The organism is Pseudoxanthomonas sp. CF385, assembly GCF_900104255.1.
Lineage (GTDB): Bacteria > Pseudomonadota > Gammaproteobacteria > Xanthomonadales > Xanthomonadaceae > Pseudoxanthomonas_A.
This window is the reverse complement of the sequence record NZ_FNKZ01000001.1, coordinates 1,960,503-1,975,787: the sequence shown is the minus strand read 5'-3', so window position 1 is coordinate 1,975,787 and position 15,285 is coordinate 1,960,503. Positions and strand designations below refer to the sequence as shown.

Sequence of the window (15,285 nt, the reverse complement as noted above, 5' to 3'; positions counted from 1 at the left end):
GCGCACCCGCACCTCGTCCGCAGGCAGAATCGGGACCACGCCGTTCCCTGCCGTTCATCGCGACGACGAACAAGGAGACCCCATGACCCTGCCCGCCACCTTCACCGCCTTCCGCATCCACAACGACGACGCCGGCTACCGTGCAGGCATCGAAACCCTGACGCTCGATGGCTTGAATCCGGGCGAAGTGGTCATCAAGACCGCGTACTCGTCGGTCAACTACAAGGATGCGCTCGCCGGCACCGGCGAAGGCAAGATCCTGCGGCGTTTCCCGCTGGTGGGCGGCATCGACGTCGCGGGGCATGTGGTGGCCTCGACCGATCCGGCGTTCAAGGAAGGCGATGCCGTGCTCGTCACCGGCTGCGGCCTCAGCGAGACGCGCGATGGCGGCTATGCCGAGTACGCGCGCCTTGAAGCGCGGTGGGTCATTCCCCTGCCCGCCGGCCTCAGCCTGCGCGAGAGCATGATCCTCGGCACGGCCGGTTTCACCGCCGCGCTCGCGTTGTTCCGGATGCGCGAGAACCGGCAGACGCCCGAGTTGGGGCCGCTGGCCGTCACCGGCGCAACTGGCGGTGTCGGTTCGCTGGCCGTGGACATCTTCAGCAAGGCCGGCTTCGAGGTCCACGCGATCAGCGGCAAGCCGGAGAACACCGCCTACCTGACCTCCATCGGCGCGCGCCAGGTCCTCGGCCGTGATGCGCTCGCCACGACGCGACCGATGGAGTCGGCGCGCTTCGGCGGGGGCCTGGACAACGTCGGCGGCCCGATGCTGGCCAGCCTGCTGGCGCAGACCACGCCGTACGGCAATGTGGCCACGGCCGGCCTGGCCGCCAGCCACGATCTGCCCACCACGGTTATGCCCTTCATCATCCGCGGCGTCTCGCTGCTGGGCGTCGCCTCGGCGGGCACCGCGCGGGACATCCGCGAGGCGGTCTGGGCCCACCTGGGCAGCGACTGGAAGCCGGCCCACCTGGACACCATCTGCACCCGTGAAACCACCCTGGACGGCCTTCCCGAGGTCTTCCGGACCATGCTGGCCGGCCAGTCCTTCGGCCGTACGCTCGTGCGAATGGGATGAACGGCACTGGCGGCACGACAGGCGTCATGCCCTGGCCGCGATCCCCATTTGTCTTGTCCCAAAGTCGCTCTACAATCCTCGGCGGGGACAACTTGGGGAACTCCATGGCAAAGATTCTGATCGTCGACGATTCACCGTCGCAGCTGCTGGGCATCCAGCGTATCGTCGAGAAACTCGGGCACGAATCCATCACCGCCGAAGATGGCGCCGCAGGCGTGGAAGTCGCCAAGCGCGAGCTGCCGGACATGGTCCTGATGGACGTGGTGATGCCCAACCTGAATGGGTTCCAGGCCACCCGTACCCTGAGCCGCGAAGCCACGACCAAACACATCCCGGTGATCCTGGTGACCACCAAGGACCAGGACACGGATCGCATGTGGGGCCTGCGCCAGGGCGCCAAGGCCTACCTGACCAAGCCCTTCTCGGAAGACGAACTGGCCGAGGTCATCGAACGCATCTTCAACGCCCGCGAACTGCCCTCGCCGCCCTCGGCCTGAAGCGCGCCGGTACGCGTCGCACAAAGAGCAGGCTCCGGCCTGCTCTTTTCGTTTGCGCCCTCAGCGGGGCGCCACGTAGCCGCCCCGCACCCCGCGCGGGGACAGCACCAACTGCCACAACTGCGAACGGCGGCTTCGGAACGTGGCCATCGAGGCGCTCAGGTAGAACCGCCACATCCGCCGGAACCGTGCGTCGTAGCGCCGATCCAGCCGCTCCCATGCCGCCTCCACGTTGCTCCGCCAGGCCTGCAGCGTGCGGTCGTAGTCCGCGCCGAAGCTGTGCCAGTCCTCCAGCACGAAGCGCCCTTCCAACGCCTGCGCGACCTGCGCGGCGGAAGGCAGCATCGAGTTTGGGAAGATGTAGCGCGCGATCCACGGATCGGTCCGGTGCACCGAGCGGTTCGTGCCGATGGTATGCAGCAGGAAGAGACCGTCGGTGGGCAGGCAGCGGCGTACGACGTCGAAGTATGTCGCGTAGTTCTTGACCCCGACATGCTCGAACATGCCCAGCGAGAACGCGGCATCGAAGCGCTCGTCCAGATCACGGTAGTCCTGCAGGCGGATCTCGACCGGCAAGCCGGCGCAGAGACGACGCGCGTACTCGGCCTGCTCGGTCGAGATGGTCACGCCGACACCGCTGACGCCGTACCGTTCGGCGGCGAATCTCAGCGCCTCGCCCCAGCCGCAACCGACGTCGAGCACACGCATGCCCGGCGCCAGGCGTAGCTTCCGGCAGACGAGGTCGAGCTTGGCGTCCTGGGCGGCGTCCAGGTCCTGCGCATCGCGCCAGTAGGCACAGCTGTAGACCAGGCGCCGACCGAGCATCGCGGCATACAGATCGTTGCCGAGATCGTAGTGGCGTCGCCCGACCTCGCCGCTGCGGCGGCGCGACTGCAGGTTCGTCAGGCGCGCGCGCAGCGCTTCGAAGAGTTCGCCGGGCCGATGCACGCGCTCATCCAGGCGCGCGTCCAGCAGGCGGAACAGCAGGCCATCGAGCGCATCCGCGTCCCACCAGCCCTGCATGTAGCTCTCGCCCAGGCCCAGCGAGCCCTCGCCGAGCACGCGCGCGTGCACGCGCGGGTCGTTGACCCGGAAGTCCCACGGCCGATCGCCGTCGATGCGCACATCCGCTTCGGCCAACAGGGTTCGCATCCTGTGCTCGAAGCGGGCGTGCGGCATGGCGGACTCAGCGGGCGAACAGCCCCGCGTACTCCGGCGCGACGTGCGGCAGCAGGACGCTGGCGGGGACATCCACGGTCTGCGTGCCGTCCGCGTACGGCCCGACCTGGTAGGGCGGGAACACAAAGCGCAGCGCAGCGACATGGCCGGCCGCGTCGAGGACCGGCACGAACTCGCTGAAGTTGGCCGGCTCGGGTTCCGTACCCTCATCGATCATCCGTGACGTGCTCTTGATGAGCGCGGCGCGGTCCGTGGCCGCCAGTTCGTCCTCGTCGGCGCGCGTGACCACCGCGGTATGCAGCTGCTCGCGCACGTAGTCGCTGACCGCCTGCCAGCCCTTGGGGTCCGGCACCAGGGAGGCCGACGTCAGGCGCTTGTCCTGCTGCGGCAGCCAGACGAACCGCGCGATCAGCGGCTGGCCGTGCGCACCGCCGGTGTAACGGCTGCCATCGGCCGCGACCGCGACGATCTGAGGCGTGTCCACCACCTGTTCGAAAGCCAGCGACAGCTCATAGGGCGCGGTGGGCTTGTCGTTGCCGAAGGCATCGACCGCCTCCATCAGTTCCGCCCGTTCGGCGGCCGCATAGTCGGACAACGCCTTCGCCAGGCCCGGGTACCGGTTGGCGGCGGCGGGATAGCTGATGCCGACCACGTAGCGGTCGGTCGTCTCGATGGCGTCCTTCAGCGCCACCGGTGCGGCGTCCGCGCCTGCCGGCGGGGTGGCCGCGGGTGTGGCCCCGTCGCCGGGTGCCGCCGGGGCGGATTCACGCTTGCAGGCAGCCAGGGAAACGGCCGCCAGCGCGGCCAACAGGACCGTGCGCGCCAGGGGGGAGGACTTGCTGGGGGACACTTCGGGCTCCTTCCGCGTGTGTGATGGCCGTCATTCTAGGGCGCACCACCCGCGTCCTCCAGCCGATTCAGCCCTCGACCAGACCGGCGTACTCAGGATGCCGCTGGACGTAGGCCGCGGAGTACGAACAGGCCGGTATCACCCGCCATCCCTGAGCGCGCGCCAGTTCCAGCGCCGCTTTCACCAGCGCCGCCGCCACGCCCCGTCCGCCGATCACGTCCGGGACCCCGGTGTGGTTGATGGTCATCCGGCCGTCCCGCAGCGAATACAGCAGCTCGGCCTCGTGGCCGTCCACCCGGGTGTGGAACCGGCGGGTATCGGCGTCGTGATGCACATCCGGGGAAGGCGGGTCGGGGGTCATGGCATCTCCGTGGCAGGGGGCTCATGGACATTGTGACCCAATGCCCAGGGTGGACTGAGGCAAAACTGACGCAGCGCGTCACATTCATCGTTGTGAAAGGTTTTGTCGCGCGACCGAAACGTGACCGGGTTCGCGAAACAAGAGTTGGCACGATTGCTGCGTGTACAGACCCATAGACCCGCACTTCGGAGTTCCGCCATGAGCCTGATCGAAGAATTGCCCGACGTCTCCAACGCCAGCGATTTCACGCTGCTGGAAGGCCTGTTCCAGCTCACCGTCACCGGCCACACCAGCGACTGGGAGTTCGAGCGCCTCAACAACGCCGTGTACGAGCGCCTGATGTCCGCCTACTCCAGCGCCGAGATCGGCAGCGTGCACGCCGTGCACTCGTTGATGGACTGATCGCAAGACGCTTCTTCTCTACCGGGTGCTCCGGCGCGGCGCAGGGGTCCGCCTTCGGGTGCGACTGCCGCGCCGGAGTCCCGTCCCTCCTGCGGATCCGCAGGAAGAAACCGATACATCCCGCATCTTCTTCGATACCGTCGCGTCAGTCGCCGCGATGATCGCGTTTGCCCTGGTTGCGCCGATCCTGCGTGCCGGAACTGCCCTGGATCGCCTTCATCCGGCTCTCGGCCGCATGCAACTCCAGCGCCTTGCCCGCCGCTTCGGATGACACGAAGCCGGCGCCCGGCGTCGACCCCTGACCGTTCTCGTCCAGCTGCTGCCACGGTGTCGGCTGGCGGTCATGTTCCTGCTTCTGTTCCAGCAGCGCCCGTGCGTTCGCCAGCGCCTGTGCGGGGGTGATCTTCTTCGGTGCGCGCTTGCGCGGCGGCGCCTTGCGAGGCGCGGTGGTCGCCTTGCGCGCCTTCACCGCCGAAGCGGGACGCGGCGTGGCGGCGACGCGCTTCGTCGCGTTCTTCGCTACTTTCTTGACCGCCTTCTTGGCCACGGCCTTGCGCGCGACCTTCTTCACTGCCTTCTTGGCCGCAGCCTTGCGCGCGACCTTCTTCGCTGCCTTCTTCACAGGCGCGCGCTTCGCCGCAGCTTTGCGCGGCGCCTTCTTCGCCGCCGCCTTCTTGGCGATCTTGCGGACCGCGCTCTTCTTGACGGCCTTCTTCGTGGTCTTGCCGGCCGCCTTCTTCGCCGTGCGGACAACGGTCTTCTTCGCCGTCGCCTTCTTCGCCGCTTTCTTCACGGTCTTCTTTGCCGCCTTCTTGGCGGCTTTCCTGGTGACCTTCTTGCCAGTCGCCTTGCGTGCCGTTGCCATGCGCTTCTCCACGTGTGGGACGTGGCACGGAAATAGCACGGAGAACCTTCAGTGCAGGTGATCGCCACCGCAATGGCGGCTTAACCGAAACTGGGACGTGACAGCTCCTGCAGGAAGTGCTCCACGACTCCGGTATCCATCACCACTAAGAAAAGCACGCCATATGCGGCACCTGCGAGGTGTGCGCCGTGGTTGATGTTGTCGCCGCCGCGCTTGTCCATCCAGATGCTGTACGCGATGTAGAGCACGGCGAATACGATGGCCGGCATCGGGACGAAGAACACGCCGATCCTTGCCCATGGCGCCAGCATGATGAAAGCGAACAGCACTGCCGACACTGCACCCGAGGCGCCGAGACTGCGGTAGTTGGGATCCTTCTGATGCTTCAGATAGGTAGGCAGGATGGATACCACCAGCGCCGAAAGATAGAACAGAGGGAACACCCAAGGCCCTTTCTGTCCCGCCATCCAGCCTTCGATCTCGCGACCGAAGAAGAAAAGCGTGAACATGTTGAAGAACAGGTGCCAGAAGTCGGCATGGATGAAACCGTAGGTCACCAATCGGTCGTACTGCCGATGGCGGTCGATCGCCGGCGGCCACAGGATCAACCGCATCAACAGCGTGGGGGTGCGAAAGGCGACCAGGCTGACGACACACGTAGCAGCGATGATCAGAAGAGTGATGGGCGCGTCCATCTGTCGTCCTCAGGCCGCGGTGCGGTAGTTGTCCTGCATCGGGTAGCTTCGCGCGTACAGCGCGAACGCTAGCGCGGCCACGAACGCGAAGCCGGCGAAGAAGAACATCAGGAAAGCGTTCTCGGTCCAGCCTTGCGACTGGATCCAACCGATCACGGCCGGATCGCGCACGCTGGCGTTCGTCAGCAGCACCCACAGCCCGCCGAAGGTGCTGGTCAGGTACCAGAACGCCATGATCACGCCCTTCATCGCCATCGGCGCCTGGCTGTAGGCGAACTCCAGCGCCGTCGCCGACACCAGGACCTCGCCGAACGTCAGCAGCAGGTACGGCAGGGTCTGCCAGGCCAGCGAGACCTTCTCGCCCTCGTCCATCTGCAGCTGCAGCAGGCCGGCGACGATCCACGACAGCGCGGAGATCGCGATGCCCCAACCCATCCGGCGCAGCGCGGTGACGTTGAAGCCCATCTTCCGCAGCAGCGGATACAGCACCAGGTTATTGAACGGGATCAGCAGCATGACCATCAGCGGGTTCAACGCCTGCATCTGGGTAGCGTCCTTCACCAGCCGGCTAGGCCACCACCATGCGTCGTGCGGGATCACCATGTCCTTGCCCTGGATGACCCAGGTGGAGGCCTTCTGGTCGAACAACGACCAGAACGGGGTGACCAGCGCGAACACGATCAGGATGCGCAGCACCGAGCGCACGCCTTCGATGGCGGCATCCGGATGCAGACCACGCGCGCGCTCCAATTGCAGCGAGGCGCCGAGGCCGACACCGGCGATGATCGCGCCCAACGCAAGGCACGCGGTGATGACGAAGCCCCACGCCTCGGGCCAGATCCCGACGCCCGCAAACTTCAGCGCCCACAATGCCAGCATCACGACGGCGCCGACCATGCCGACGGCTGCGACGAACGTGCCTGCGCCGAATCCCTTCACCAGCAATGCACTGCGCACGATGTTGAGGAACGCGTCGGGGTCGTTGCCGCGCGAAGGCGGCACGTTGACGTACTTCTTGCGCCCCGCCCAGAAGATCAGCGTGGCGATGAACATCAGGATGCCCGGGATGCCGAATGCCCAGGCAGGACCCCAGCTGTTCAACACCAGCGGCATCAGCAGCGAAGCGAAGAACGAGCCGAAGTTGATGATCCAGTAGAAGGCGTCGAACACGATCTTCGCCTTGCTCTTGTTGGTCTGGTCGAACTGGTCGCCGCAGAACGTCACGACCAGGGGTTTGATGCCGCCGGAACCCAGCGCGATCAGGAACAGGCCGGTGTAGAAGCCGGTTGCGTGGCTCTCGAACATCGCCAGGCACGCGTGGCCGGCGCAGTAGATCAGCGAGAACCAGAGGACGGTGTTGTATTTGCCGAAGTAGCGGTCCGACAGCCAGCCGCCCAGCAACGGGAAGAAATACACGCCGATGACGAAGCTGTGGAAAATGTCCTTCGCCGCACCGTTCCGCGACGCTTCATCAGGCAGGTACGCCAGCAGCACCGAACTGATCAGGAACGGCACCAGGATGTTGCGCATCCCGTAGAAGCTGAACCGCTCGCACGCCTCGTTGCCGATGATGTAGGGAATCTGGCGGGGCATGCGGCCCTGGCTGGCTTCTGCGGTCGTGCTCATCCGATCTTCCGGTGAAAAAGTCCCGGAAGGTTACCGTATCCCCCCGCGACGGGTCGAACCGCCCACGACGTGGCCGCATGGGCGCAAAGGGGACTGGGACTGACCGCGATTGCTGGGCATCATGCGCGCTGCCCTGTTCAGGATATGACCATGCTGCGCCTGCCCTGCATCACGCTGCTGCTCGCCCTCGCGCCGCTCGCGCACGCCCAATCGGCCCTGACCACGGTGTCGGAGCGCTCGGGGTTCGTGGACACCGGCCGCTACGACGAGGTCATCGCCCTCTGCGACGCATTCGCGCGCCAGTATCCCAAGGCGGTGCGCTGCACCACGTTCGGCACCACGCCCGAAGGCCGGCCGATGAAGGCCATCATCGCCTCGACCAGCGGCGCGCTTACGCCCGAACAGGCGCAACGCCGCCAGCTGCCTGTCGTGCTGGTCCAGGGCGGCATCCACGCGGGCGAGATCGATGGCAAGGATGCGGGCTTCCTCGCGTTGCGCGAGGTGCTGGAAGGCAAGGCGGCGCCCGGCGCGCTGGACAAGCTGGTGTGGGTGTTCGTACCGGTGTTCAACGTCGATGGCCATGAACGCTTCGGCGCGTGGAATCGCCCGAATCAGCGCGGCCCGAAGGAAATGGGCTGGCGCACCACCGCGCAGAACTACAACCTCAACCGCGACTACGTGAAGGCCGACGCGGCCGAAATGCAGGCCATGCTGCAGCTGGTGCAGCGCTGGGACCCGATCGTTGCGGTCGACCTGCACGCGACCAATGGCGCGCAGTTCGAGCACGACATCTCCATCCAGGTCGAACCGGTGCATGCCGGCGATGCCGGCCTGCGCAAGGCCGGTCTCGCCCTGCGCACCGCCGTCATCGGCGACCTGGCCAAGCAGGGCTCGCTGCCCCTGCCCTACTACCCGTCGTTCGTCGTGGGCGACGATCCCACCTCCGGCTTCGAGGACGGTGTGCCGCCGCCCCGCTTCTCGCACGGCTATTTCCTGCTGCGCAACCGCATCGGCATGCTGGTGGAAACGCACTCGTGGAAGGAATACCCCGTGCGCGTGCGCATCACCCGCAACACCGTCGTTTCGGTGCTGGAGCACGTCGCCCGTGATGGCGCCGCCTGGCAGGCGGCCGCGAAGCAGGCGGATGCGGCGGCCACGCAGCTGGCCGGCCAGGCCGAGCCCCTGACCTGGGTCGCGGCGCCGACGGCGCGCACGGTCGACTTCCGCGGCTACGCCTACACGCGAACGAAGTCCGACGTATCCGGCGCGCTGATGACGCGCTACGACGAAACCACGCCACAGATCTGGAAGGTACCGCTGAAGGACGACATCCGCCCGGGCGTCGTCGTGGACGCGCCGCGTGGTGGTTACCTGGTGCCTGCGGCGGAAGCCACATGGGTCGCGCCGCTGCTGAAGACGCACGGCATCGATTACCGCCTGCTGGGCAAGGCCTGGCAGGGCGACGCGCAGGTGTTCCGCGCGACCAAGAGCGGTTTCGGCGGCACGTCGGTCGAAACCCACCAGCGCCTGACGGTCGAGGGCGACTGGACGCGCGAAGCCCGCAGCACGCCCACGGGTGCGTTGTTCGTACCCATCGCCCAGCCCAAGGCGCGCCTGGTGATGGCGCTGCTGGAGCCGAAGGCACCGGATTCGCTGCTCGCCTGGGGTCGCTTCAACAACGCGTTCGAGCGCAAGGAGTACATGGAAGACTACGTGGCCGAAACCGTCGCACGCGAGATGCTGCGCGACCCGGCCGTGAAGGCCGAGTTCGAACGCAGGCTGCGCGAAGACAAGGCCTTCGCGGACGACCCCGCCGCACGGCTGGAATTCTTCTACCGTCGTCATCCCTCGTGGGACGAGCGTTACCAGCTCTACCCGGTGCTGCGCGTGGATGCGGCGCCCTGAAGCCGCGCCGTCGCGGTTAGGCGACATCCTCAGCCCAGGCGCATCACCCCGTAGCGCGGTGCCGCATTGCCGCAGGTCGTCGCGGTGAGCGGAGCGCCCATCTCGGACAGTACGGCGCGCTGCTCCGGCAACGGCGTGCGCAACGTGCGGTCTTCGAAGGCCGCCAGCCGGGCGAACGCGGGCAAAGCGAGGGCGCGTCCGACGAAGGCCGCGACGCGCGGCCACCGTTGCGGGTCCACCTGGTACTTCACGAAGGCCGCGTTGCGGAAGAAGCTGGCCACGCTGATGTCGGCGATAGACAGTTCACCGAAGATCCAGCCCTCCTCCGGCAGCCGCGCTTCAAGATAGTCCAGCGCGACAGGCAGTTCCTCGTCGCGCGCCTTGCGGACTACGTCCTCGTCCGTGCCTTCGTTGAACAGGAAGCGCCGCACGCCCTTCTGGAAGAACATCCGCCAGATCACCACATCGCCGAGGTAGGAATCGGCGTACTCCTCCAGCCAACGCGCCTGCGCACGCTGCACCGGATCGGCAGGATACAGCGACGGTGTGGGAAACCGGTCCTGCAGGTACTCGCAGATGACGGTGGAGTCGTTGAGGACTAGATCGCCATCGATCAGCACCGGGATGCGGCGCAACGGACTGAGCCGGCTGAATGCGTCGTCGCCGACGAACGGCGCGATGGGGTCGATGCGGTACGGGATGCCCTTTACATCCAGGCACACCAGCACCTTCCGCACGTAGGGCGAGATGTAGTTGCCGATGATCGTCAGCGGTTCCGTCATGTCCCTGCTCCGTCGAGGTCCGACGCAGGGTGCGCAGTCCGCGCGATCGGGTCAACCCAGGGCGGTATCCAGCGACATCATCAGGCAGAAGCCGATGGCCAGCCCCCAGGACGCGATGGCGCCGTGTCCGTGACGGTTGGATTCCGGTATGACGCTGTGCCCCACCGCGATCAGCATCGCACCCGCCGCGAACGCCAGTCCCCATGGCAGCAGGACCGACGACAGACCCACCGCCCATGCGCTGGGCACGGCCGCCAGGGGTTCGGCCACGCCCGACAGCGCACCGATGAAGACCGCCTTGCTGCGCGCCATGCCGGCGGTGGCGAGCACCAGTGCCACCACCAGGCCTTCGGGCACGTCCTGCAGGGCGATACCCATGGCGAGTCCTTCCGCACCGCTCAGGCGGCCGCCCGCCGAGACGCCGACCGCCATGCCTTCCGGTATGTTGTGCAGCACGATGGCCAGGACGAACAGCATCACCCGCGACGGCACCAGATGCCGCTGCGCGTCCAGCGGATCGTCGACGAGCACGCGGTCCATCAGCAGCAGCACGCCTGCGCCGAGCAGCACGCCACCGCTGACGAGCGCTGCGGCGCCCCAGGGCGAGTAGCCCGCGCCACTCGCGGCTTCCAAACCAGGCAGCACCAACGAGAACGCCGTAGCCGCCAGCATGACGCCGGCACCGAATCCCAGCAGACCGTCGGATACGCGCTGGGGGATCGCCCGCACCACCAGCACCGGCAGCGCGCCCAGCGCCGTCGCCAGCGCGCAGAGCGCGCCGCCACGCAGGGACTGCCGTATGCCGCCCTCGGCCGGGTTCGACGGGATGCCGACCACGCACCACACGGCGGCGACGATGATCGCGGCCACGGCCAGCAGATAGGGCCAGGCGGTTTGCGTGCGGGTGTGGGCGAACGGCTGCAGGACGCGGTTCATGCCGGGAACTCCGGGGTCGCGGTGCGTTACGTCGTACGCCTGCATCCTAGCGCCGCTGCGCCGACAGGTGTCATCGCAAAACTGAATCGTGGCGATGTGGGCCGTCGATGCCCGCCGGCGGTCACCCGCGCCGCTCGTACTTCCAGTTGCGCGTCTTGCCCTCGGCCAGCCAGGCGACGGCCTGCTCGAGCCGGCGCGTGCGCGTGTCCGCGCGCTTGGCCTCGGTGATCCACTCGATGTACTCGCGGCGCGCACTCGGACTGAAGCCGTCGAACGTCGTCTTCGCGGCCGCGTTGCCGGCCAGCGCATCGCGCAGGTCGGCCGGCACCCGCAGCGCAGGCTTGGTCGTGCGAGACGCGCGCGCGGCGTCCGGCTTCGCACCCGCATCGATCAACGCCATGGCCTTGCGGATCAGGGAGACCAGCGTGCGCCGCGCGGGGAAATCGCGGACCGTCGTCATCTTGCCGAAGCTGCCCATGCCGGTCCGCTCGCCGGTCTCCATCACCTGCTCGTGCTGCCAGAAGCCGAACGAGGCATGCTGCTTGAACGCCGCCATGCCACAGAGGATGCGCCCCCCGTACTGGAACGTCGGCATGCCCCACTTCACCGTTTCCTCCACCTGCGGGCACGCGTCGTGCACCACGGCGCGCGCATGCATGAGGATCGGCTGGGCGAAATCCGCCGCCTTGGCGATGTAGGCATCGATGCGCGGATCGGTCGTCGGCATGTCGGGCGTCCCTCGAACGTGCGCACTGTAGCGCGGTCCTGACCCGCCCCGCATTGACGATCCGTTACGTCAGGCGTAGCTATGCTGGGTCACCTCGAACGCGAGAGCGCCCTCGATGATCCGACCCCTGCTGGCCGCCACCTGCCTGGCGCTTGCCGCGTGCACACCGCGCCCCGCCACCGATCCCGGCCAGCCGGTGCCTGCGACCGACACGCCACGACCGACCGCCGCCGTTGAAGGCCGCGCCACGTATCTCGAACGCATCGCCCCACCGCCGGATGCCCGCCTGAGCGTGCAGCTGGTGGACGCGCAATTGGCCGACACGCCGGCCGCGGTGATCGCCAGCCAGGAGTTCACCGGCCTGCAGGGACCTCCCTACGCGTTCTCGTTGGCCTACGACCCCGCCAAGCTCCGGCCCAATGGCCGCTACGGCCTGCATGCCGGATTGCGCGACGCCCAGGGCAAGCTGTGGTTCGTCACCGATACGCGCGTGCCTGTCACGCCGGGGGCCAGCACGCCGGTCGAGTTCCGCATGGTGCGCGCTGGCGGCGACCCGGTGCCGCCGAACGGCTCACCGTGGGACCAGGCGAAGGCGCGCGGTATCGTCTTCCGCGGCATCGGCACCGAGCCGGGCTGGCTGGTCGAAGTCGGCGCGGGCGCCACGCCGGCGCTGCATGCCGAACTCGACTACGGCGAGCGCAAGATCGATGTGGCGCGCCTGGAGCGCATCACGGACGGCTACCGCGGCAAGGCGGCCGACCAGACCGCCGTGTCGCTGACTACCCGACGTGAGCCCTGCAGCGACGGCATGAGCGATACCGAATACCCGGCCTCCGCGACGCTCGTCGTCGGCGACCGGACCTACCGCGGTTGCGGCCGCTTCCTGACCGAATGAGCCCCTGATGAGCCGACGTTCCCGCCGCCGCCAATCCTCCGGCCTTCGCCTGCCCCTGCTCGCCTTCGTCGCCTTATTGTTGATCGGCGCAGGCGCATGGTGGTGGACGCAGCGGGGCGACGCCCCCGATGCGCCGACGCCCGAAGTGGCACAGCAGGTTGGCGATCCGCAACGCGTCAACGAAGCGCTGTCGCTGCCACCGGTCGAACAGACACGGCCCGGCGCGCTCGCAGGCGAGGTGCCGGCCGTCGCGTCGGCGCCCGCTCCGACAACATCAACGCCTGCCACGCCCACGCTGCCCGCGTTCCTGCCGCCGGAAGCGCGCGCCACGCTGGACCTAATCCAGCGCGGCGGCCCGTTCCCTCATCGCCAGGACGGAGCGGTGTTCCAGAATCGCGAAGGACGGCTCCCGCGCCAGGCACGCGGTTACTACCACGAGTACACCGTGGACACGCCCGACCTGGACCATCGCGGCGCGCGGCGCATCGTCACGGGTGGCACGCCGCCGAGCGAGTACTACTACACGGACGACCACTACGACAGTTTCCGCCGGTTCGAGATCGATAAGGGCACCGCACCATGAGCGAATCCGGCTTCGATCCCGGCCTGACCGATGCCGCGCGCGCGGGCGTGTTCTTCGTCACCGAGGACGACCTCGGCCCGCTCGCCGCCGTCGGCCGCGACGCCGGTCTGCTGGCCCGCCGCGTGGACCTCTCCGGCTGCGACGGCAAGGCCGCGCTGCTGCTGCGCATCGCCACGGTACTGGACTTCCCCGACACGTCGGGGCGCAACTGGGATGCCCTGTCCGACAGCCTGCGTGACCTGTCCTGGCTGCCGGCGCCGGGCTACGTGCTGCTGTTCGAGGAAGCCCATGCGCTGCGCGAACACAACGAAGCCGACTTCGACACGTTGCTGGACATCCTGGACGAGGCATCGCAGGCCTGGGCGGCGGATGAGGTGCCGTTCTGGGCATTCATTGCGCTGCCGGAAGAGGATTTCCCCGACCTGCAGTAGGTTTCCGACGGCCGGCGCGCCGATCTGCGAAAATGCCGCATGCACGATTTCAAACATCTCCCGCTGGCGCCCGGCCTGCAGCAGGGCGTCGACGCCCTCGGCTATACCCAGCCGACTCCGATCCAGGCGCAGAGCCTGCCCGCCATCCTCGACGGCCGCGACGTCATCGCGCAGGCGCCGACCGGCAGCGGCAAGACCGCCGCGTTCGGTATCGGCCTGCTGCACCGGCTCGACCTGGGCACCGTGCGCACGCAGGCGCTGGTGCTGTGCCCGACCCGCGAACTGGCCGACCAGGTCGCGCAGCAGATTCGCAAGCTCGCGGTCGGACTGCCCAACCTGAAAGTGCTGACGCTCTGCGGCGGCCTGCCGCTGGAGCCGCAGATCCGTTCGCTGGAGGCGCACGACCCGCACGTCGTCGTCGGCACGCCGGGCCGCATCCAGGAACTGCTGCGCAAGAAGGTGCTGCACCTCGGCGGCGTACGCACGCTGGTGCTGGACGAAGCGGACCGCATGCTCGACATGGGGTTCGAGGAGCCCATCCGCGAAATCATCGGCAAGACGCCGAAGGGCCGGCAGAGCCTGCTGTTCTCGGCCACCTTCGATGATGCGATCCGCACGATCGCCCGCAACACGTTGCGCGACCCGCTCGAAGTCACTGTCGACGGACCACAGGAACGCGCCGCCATCGAACAGCGTTTCGTGCAGGTCGAGCCCGCGCGCAAGCAGGTGGCGCTGGCGGGACTGATCGCACAGCAGCGCATCGAGACCTGCGTGGTGTTCTGCAACATGCGCAAGGACGTGGACGAAGTCGCCGTCTCGCTGCAGCACTTCGGCTTCTCCGCTCTCGCCCTGCACGGCGACATGGAACAGCGCGACCGCGACGAAGTGCTGGTGCGCTTCGCCAACCGCAGTTGCAACGTGCTGGTGGCCAGCGACGTGGCCGCGCGCGGCCTGGATATCGAAGATCTGGGCCTGGTGGTCAACTTCGACATGCCCAGCGATGCCGATACCTACGTCCACCGGATCGGCCGTACCGGCCGCGCCGGCCGCGATGGCCTGGCGATCAGCCTGTGCACGCCGCGGGAACTGCCGCGCGCCGCGATGCTGGAAGAACGCTTCGGCGCGCCGCTGCTGTGGGACCGCAACGTGCCCGCCGCGCCGAAGGCGCATGCGGCCCCGCCGGCGGCCATGACCACGCTGCGCATCGATGCCGGCAAGACGGACAAGCTGCGCCCGGGCGATGTGCTCGGTGCGTTGACCGGCGACGCCGGCCTGTCGGCCGCCGCCATCGGCAAGATCAACGTCTTCCCCACCCGCACCTATGTGGCGGTCGCGCGCGACAAGGCGGCGGCGGCGCTGGCCCGGCTCAATGCCGGCAAGATCAAGGGCCGCAGTTTCCGCGTCCGCAAGCTGTAACGCGCGCAAACAAAAACGCCGGCGCTTGCGCACCGGCGTTTTCTTGAACCGTAGGGT

At 67.8% G+C, this 15,285-nt stretch carries 17 protein-coding genes; 8 read left to right on the top strand and 9 right to left on the bottom strand.

Annotated elements, in window-relative coordinates:
• Nucleotides 1–82 precede the first annotated feature (82 nt).
• A complete protein-coding gene (locus tag BLT45_RS09235; protein WP_093297751.1) occupies nt 83–1,078 on the top strand; it encodes a YhdH/YhfP family quinone oxidoreductase in 996 nt (331 codons plus the stop codon).
• 104 nt (nt 1,079–1,182) lie between these two features.
• Nucleotides 1,183–1,575, top strand: coding sequence for a twitching motility response regulator PilH (pilH, locus tag BLT45_RS09230; RefSeq protein ID WP_093297747.1), 393 nt, complete (start codon nt 1,183–1,185; stop codon nt 1,573–1,575).
• Nucleotides 1,576–1,635: 60 nt separating this feature from the next.
• On the opposite strand, the gene cfa is transcribed toward pilH, so the two are convergent.
• The 3 genes from cfa to BLT45_RS09215 form a co-directional block, all read right to left on the bottom strand.
• On the bottom strand, nt 1,636–2,754 hold the full coding sequence (cfa, locus tag BLT45_RS09225; protein ID WP_093297743.1) for a cyclopropane fatty acyl phospholipid synthase: 1,119 nt from the start codon (nt 2,752–2,754) through the stop codon (nt 1,636–1,638).
• A 7-nt stretch (nt 2,755–2,761) separates the two neighbouring features.
• Nucleotides 2,762–3,604, bottom strand: a complete 843-nt coding sequence (locus BLT45_RS09220) for a DUF3298 and DUF4163 domain-containing protein (RefSeq protein WP_254771819.1) — start codon at nt 3,602–3,604, stop codon at nt 2,762–2,764.
• A gap of 67 nt (nt 3,605–3,671) precedes the next feature.
• Nucleotides 3,672–3,965, bottom strand: a complete 294-nt coding sequence (locus tag BLT45_RS09215) for a GNAT family N-acetyltransferase (RefSeq protein ID WP_093297740.1) — start codon at nt 3,963–3,965, stop codon at nt 3,672–3,674.
• A 198-nt stretch (nt 3,966–4,163) separates the two neighbouring features.
• On the opposite strand from BLT45_RS09215, the gene BLT45_RS09210 reads away from it, so the two are divergent.
• Nucleotides 4,164–4,367 (top strand): hypothetical protein, encoded by a 204-nt coding sequence (locus BLT45_RS09210; protein WP_056880390.1) that lies wholly within the window; start codon nt 4,164–4,166, stop codon nt 4,365–4,367.
• Between the two features lie 145 nt (nt 4,368–4,512).
• On the opposite strand, the gene BLT45_RS18330 is transcribed toward BLT45_RS09210, so the two are convergent.
• The 3 genes from BLT45_RS18330 to BLT45_RS09195 form a co-directional block, all read right to left on the bottom strand.
• On the bottom strand, nt 4,513–5,232 hold the full coding sequence (locus tag BLT45_RS18330; RefSeq protein ID WP_175455778.1) for a hypothetical protein: 720 nt from the start codon (nt 5,230–5,232) through the stop codon (nt 4,513–4,515).
• Nucleotides 5,233–5,312: 80 nt separating this feature from the next.
• Nucleotides 5,313–5,927: a rhomboid family intramembrane serine protease gene (locus tag BLT45_RS09200; protein WP_093297736.1), complete on the bottom strand. Its 615-nt coding sequence runs from the start codon at nt 5,925–5,927 to the stop codon at nt 5,313–5,315.
• Nucleotides 5,928–5,936: 9 nt separating this feature from the next.
• On the bottom strand, nt 5,937–7,553 hold the full coding sequence (locus tag BLT45_RS09195; protein ID WP_093297733.1) for a POT-type proton-dependent oligopeptide transporter: 1,617 nt from the start codon (nt 7,551–7,553) through the stop codon (nt 5,937–5,939).
• A 150-nt stretch (nt 7,554–7,703) separates the two neighbouring features.
• Here BLT45_RS09195 and BLT45_RS09190 point away from each other — a divergent pair, with 150 nt between their 5' ends.
• Entirely contained in the window at nt 7,704–9,458 is a 1,755-nt protein-coding gene (locus BLT45_RS09190) for a M14 family metallopeptidase (protein ID WP_093298790.1), read from the top strand.
• A gap of 29 nt (nt 9,459–9,487) precedes the next feature.
• Here the strand turns inward: BLT45_RS09190 and BLT45_RS09185 are convergent, their stop codons facing one another.
• The 3 genes from BLT45_RS09185 to BLT45_RS09175 form a co-directional block, all read right to left on the bottom strand.
• Nucleotides 9,488–10,240 (bottom strand): glutathione S-transferase family protein, encoded by a 753-nt coding sequence (locus tag BLT45_RS09185; protein WP_093297727.1) that lies wholly within the window; start codon nt 10,238–10,240, stop codon nt 9,488–9,490.
• A gap of 51 nt (nt 10,241–10,291) precedes the next feature.
• Nucleotides 10,292–11,176 (bottom strand): ZIP family metal transporter, encoded by an 885-nt coding sequence (locus BLT45_RS09180; RefSeq protein WP_093297725.1) that lies wholly within the window; start codon nt 11,174–11,176, stop codon nt 10,292–10,294.
• A gap of 121 nt (nt 11,177–11,297) precedes the next feature.
• Entirely contained in the window at nt 11,298–11,903 is a 606-nt protein-coding gene (locus BLT45_RS09175) for a YdeI/OmpD-associated family protein (RefSeq protein ID WP_093297721.1), read from the bottom strand.
• A gap of 115 nt (nt 11,904–12,018) precedes the next feature.
• On the opposite strand from BLT45_RS09175, the gene BLT45_RS09170 reads away from it, so the two are divergent.
• From BLT45_RS09170 to dbpA, 4 genes are read left to right on the top strand one after another with little or no spacing between them, the layout of a single operon-like run.
• Nucleotides 12,019–12,798 carry a YbaY family lipoprotein gene (locus tag BLT45_RS09170; RefSeq protein WP_093297717.1) on the top strand — a complete coding sequence of 260 codons (780 nt, stop codon included), beginning with the start codon at nt 12,019–12,021 and terminating at the stop codon, nt 12,796–12,798.
• A 7-nt stretch (nt 12,799–12,805) separates the two neighbouring features.
• Entirely contained in the window at nt 12,806–13,381 is a 576-nt protein-coding gene (locus BLT45_RS18685; RefSeq protein WP_093297714.1) for a guanyl-specific ribonuclease, read from the top strand.
• Nucleotides 13,378–13,812, top strand: a complete 435-nt coding sequence (locus tag BLT45_RS09160; RefSeq protein WP_093297711.1) for a barstar family protein — start codon at nt 13,378–13,380, stop codon at nt 13,810–13,812. The genes BLT45_RS18685 and BLT45_RS09160 overlap by 4 nt, the downstream gene beginning before the upstream one ends.
• A gap of 39 nt (nt 13,813–13,851) precedes the next feature.
• The gene (gene dbpA, locus BLT45_RS09155) at nt 13,852–15,228 is read left to right on the top strand and encodes an ATP-dependent RNA helicase DbpA (protein WP_093297708.1); all 1,377 of its coding nucleotides are present in this window, start codon (nt 13,852–13,854) and stop codon (nt 15,226–15,228) included.
• Nucleotides 15,229–15,285 lie beyond the last annotated feature (57 nt).

Coding starts and splice junctions, on each gene's coding strand:
- BLT45_RS09235 (WP_093297751.1), top strand. CDS start 83: ATGACCCTGCCCGCCACCTTCACCGCCTTCCGCATCCACAACGACGAC.
- pilH (WP_093297747.1), top strand. CDS start 1,183: ATGGCAAAGATTCTGATCGTCGACGATTCACCGTCGCAGCTGCTGGGC.
- cfa (WP_093297743.1), bottom strand. CDS start 2,754: ATGCCGCACGCCCGCTTCGAGCACAGGATGCGAACCCTGTTGGCCGAA.
- BLT45_RS09215 (WP_093297740.1), bottom strand. CDS start 3,965: ATGACCCCCGACCCGCCTTCCCCGGATGTGCATCACGACGCCGATACC.
- BLT45_RS09210 (WP_056880390.1), top strand. CDS start 4,164: ATGAGCCTGATCGAAGAATTGCCCGACGTCTCCAACGCCAGCGATTTC.
- BLT45_RS18330 (WP_175455778.1), bottom strand. CDS start 5,232: ATGGCAACGGCACGCAAGGCGACTGGCAAGAAGGTCACCAGGAAAGCC.
- BLT45_RS09200 (WP_093297736.1), bottom strand. CDS start 5,927: ATGGACGCGCCCATCACTCTTCTGATCATCGCTGCTACGTGTGTCGTC.
- BLT45_RS09195 (WP_093297733.1), bottom strand. CDS start 7,553: ATGAGCACGACCGCAGAAGCCAGCCAGGGCCGCATGCCCCGCCAGATT.
- BLT45_RS09190 (WP_093298790.1), top strand. CDS start 7,704: ATGCTGCGCCTGCCCTGCATCACGCTGCTGCTCGCCCTCGCGCCGCTC.
- BLT45_RS09185 (WP_093297727.1), bottom strand. CDS start 10,240: ATGACGGAACCGCTGACGATCATCGGCAACTACATCTCGCCCTACGTG.
- BLT45_RS09180 (WP_093297725.1), bottom strand. CDS start 11,176: ATGAACCGCGTCCTGCAGCCGTTCGCCCACACCCGCACGCAAACCGCC.
- BLT45_RS09175 (WP_093297721.1), bottom strand. CDS start 11,903: ATGCCGACGACCGATCCGCGCATCGATGCCTACATCGCCAAGGCGGCG.
- BLT45_RS09170 (WP_093297717.1), top strand. CDS start 12,019: ATGATCCGACCCCTGCTGGCCGCCACCTGCCTGGCGCTTGCCGCGTGC.
- BLT45_RS18685 (WP_093297714.1), top strand. CDS start 12,806: ATGAGCCGACGTTCCCGCCGCCGCCAATCCTCCGGCCTTCGCCTGCCC.
- BLT45_RS09160 (WP_093297711.1), top strand. CDS start 13,378: ATGAGCGAATCCGGCTTCGATCCCGGCCTGACCGATGCCGCGCGCGCG.
- dbpA (WP_093297708.1), top strand. CDS start 13,852: ATGCACGATTTCAAACATCTCCCGCTGGCGCCCGGCCTGCAGCAGGGC.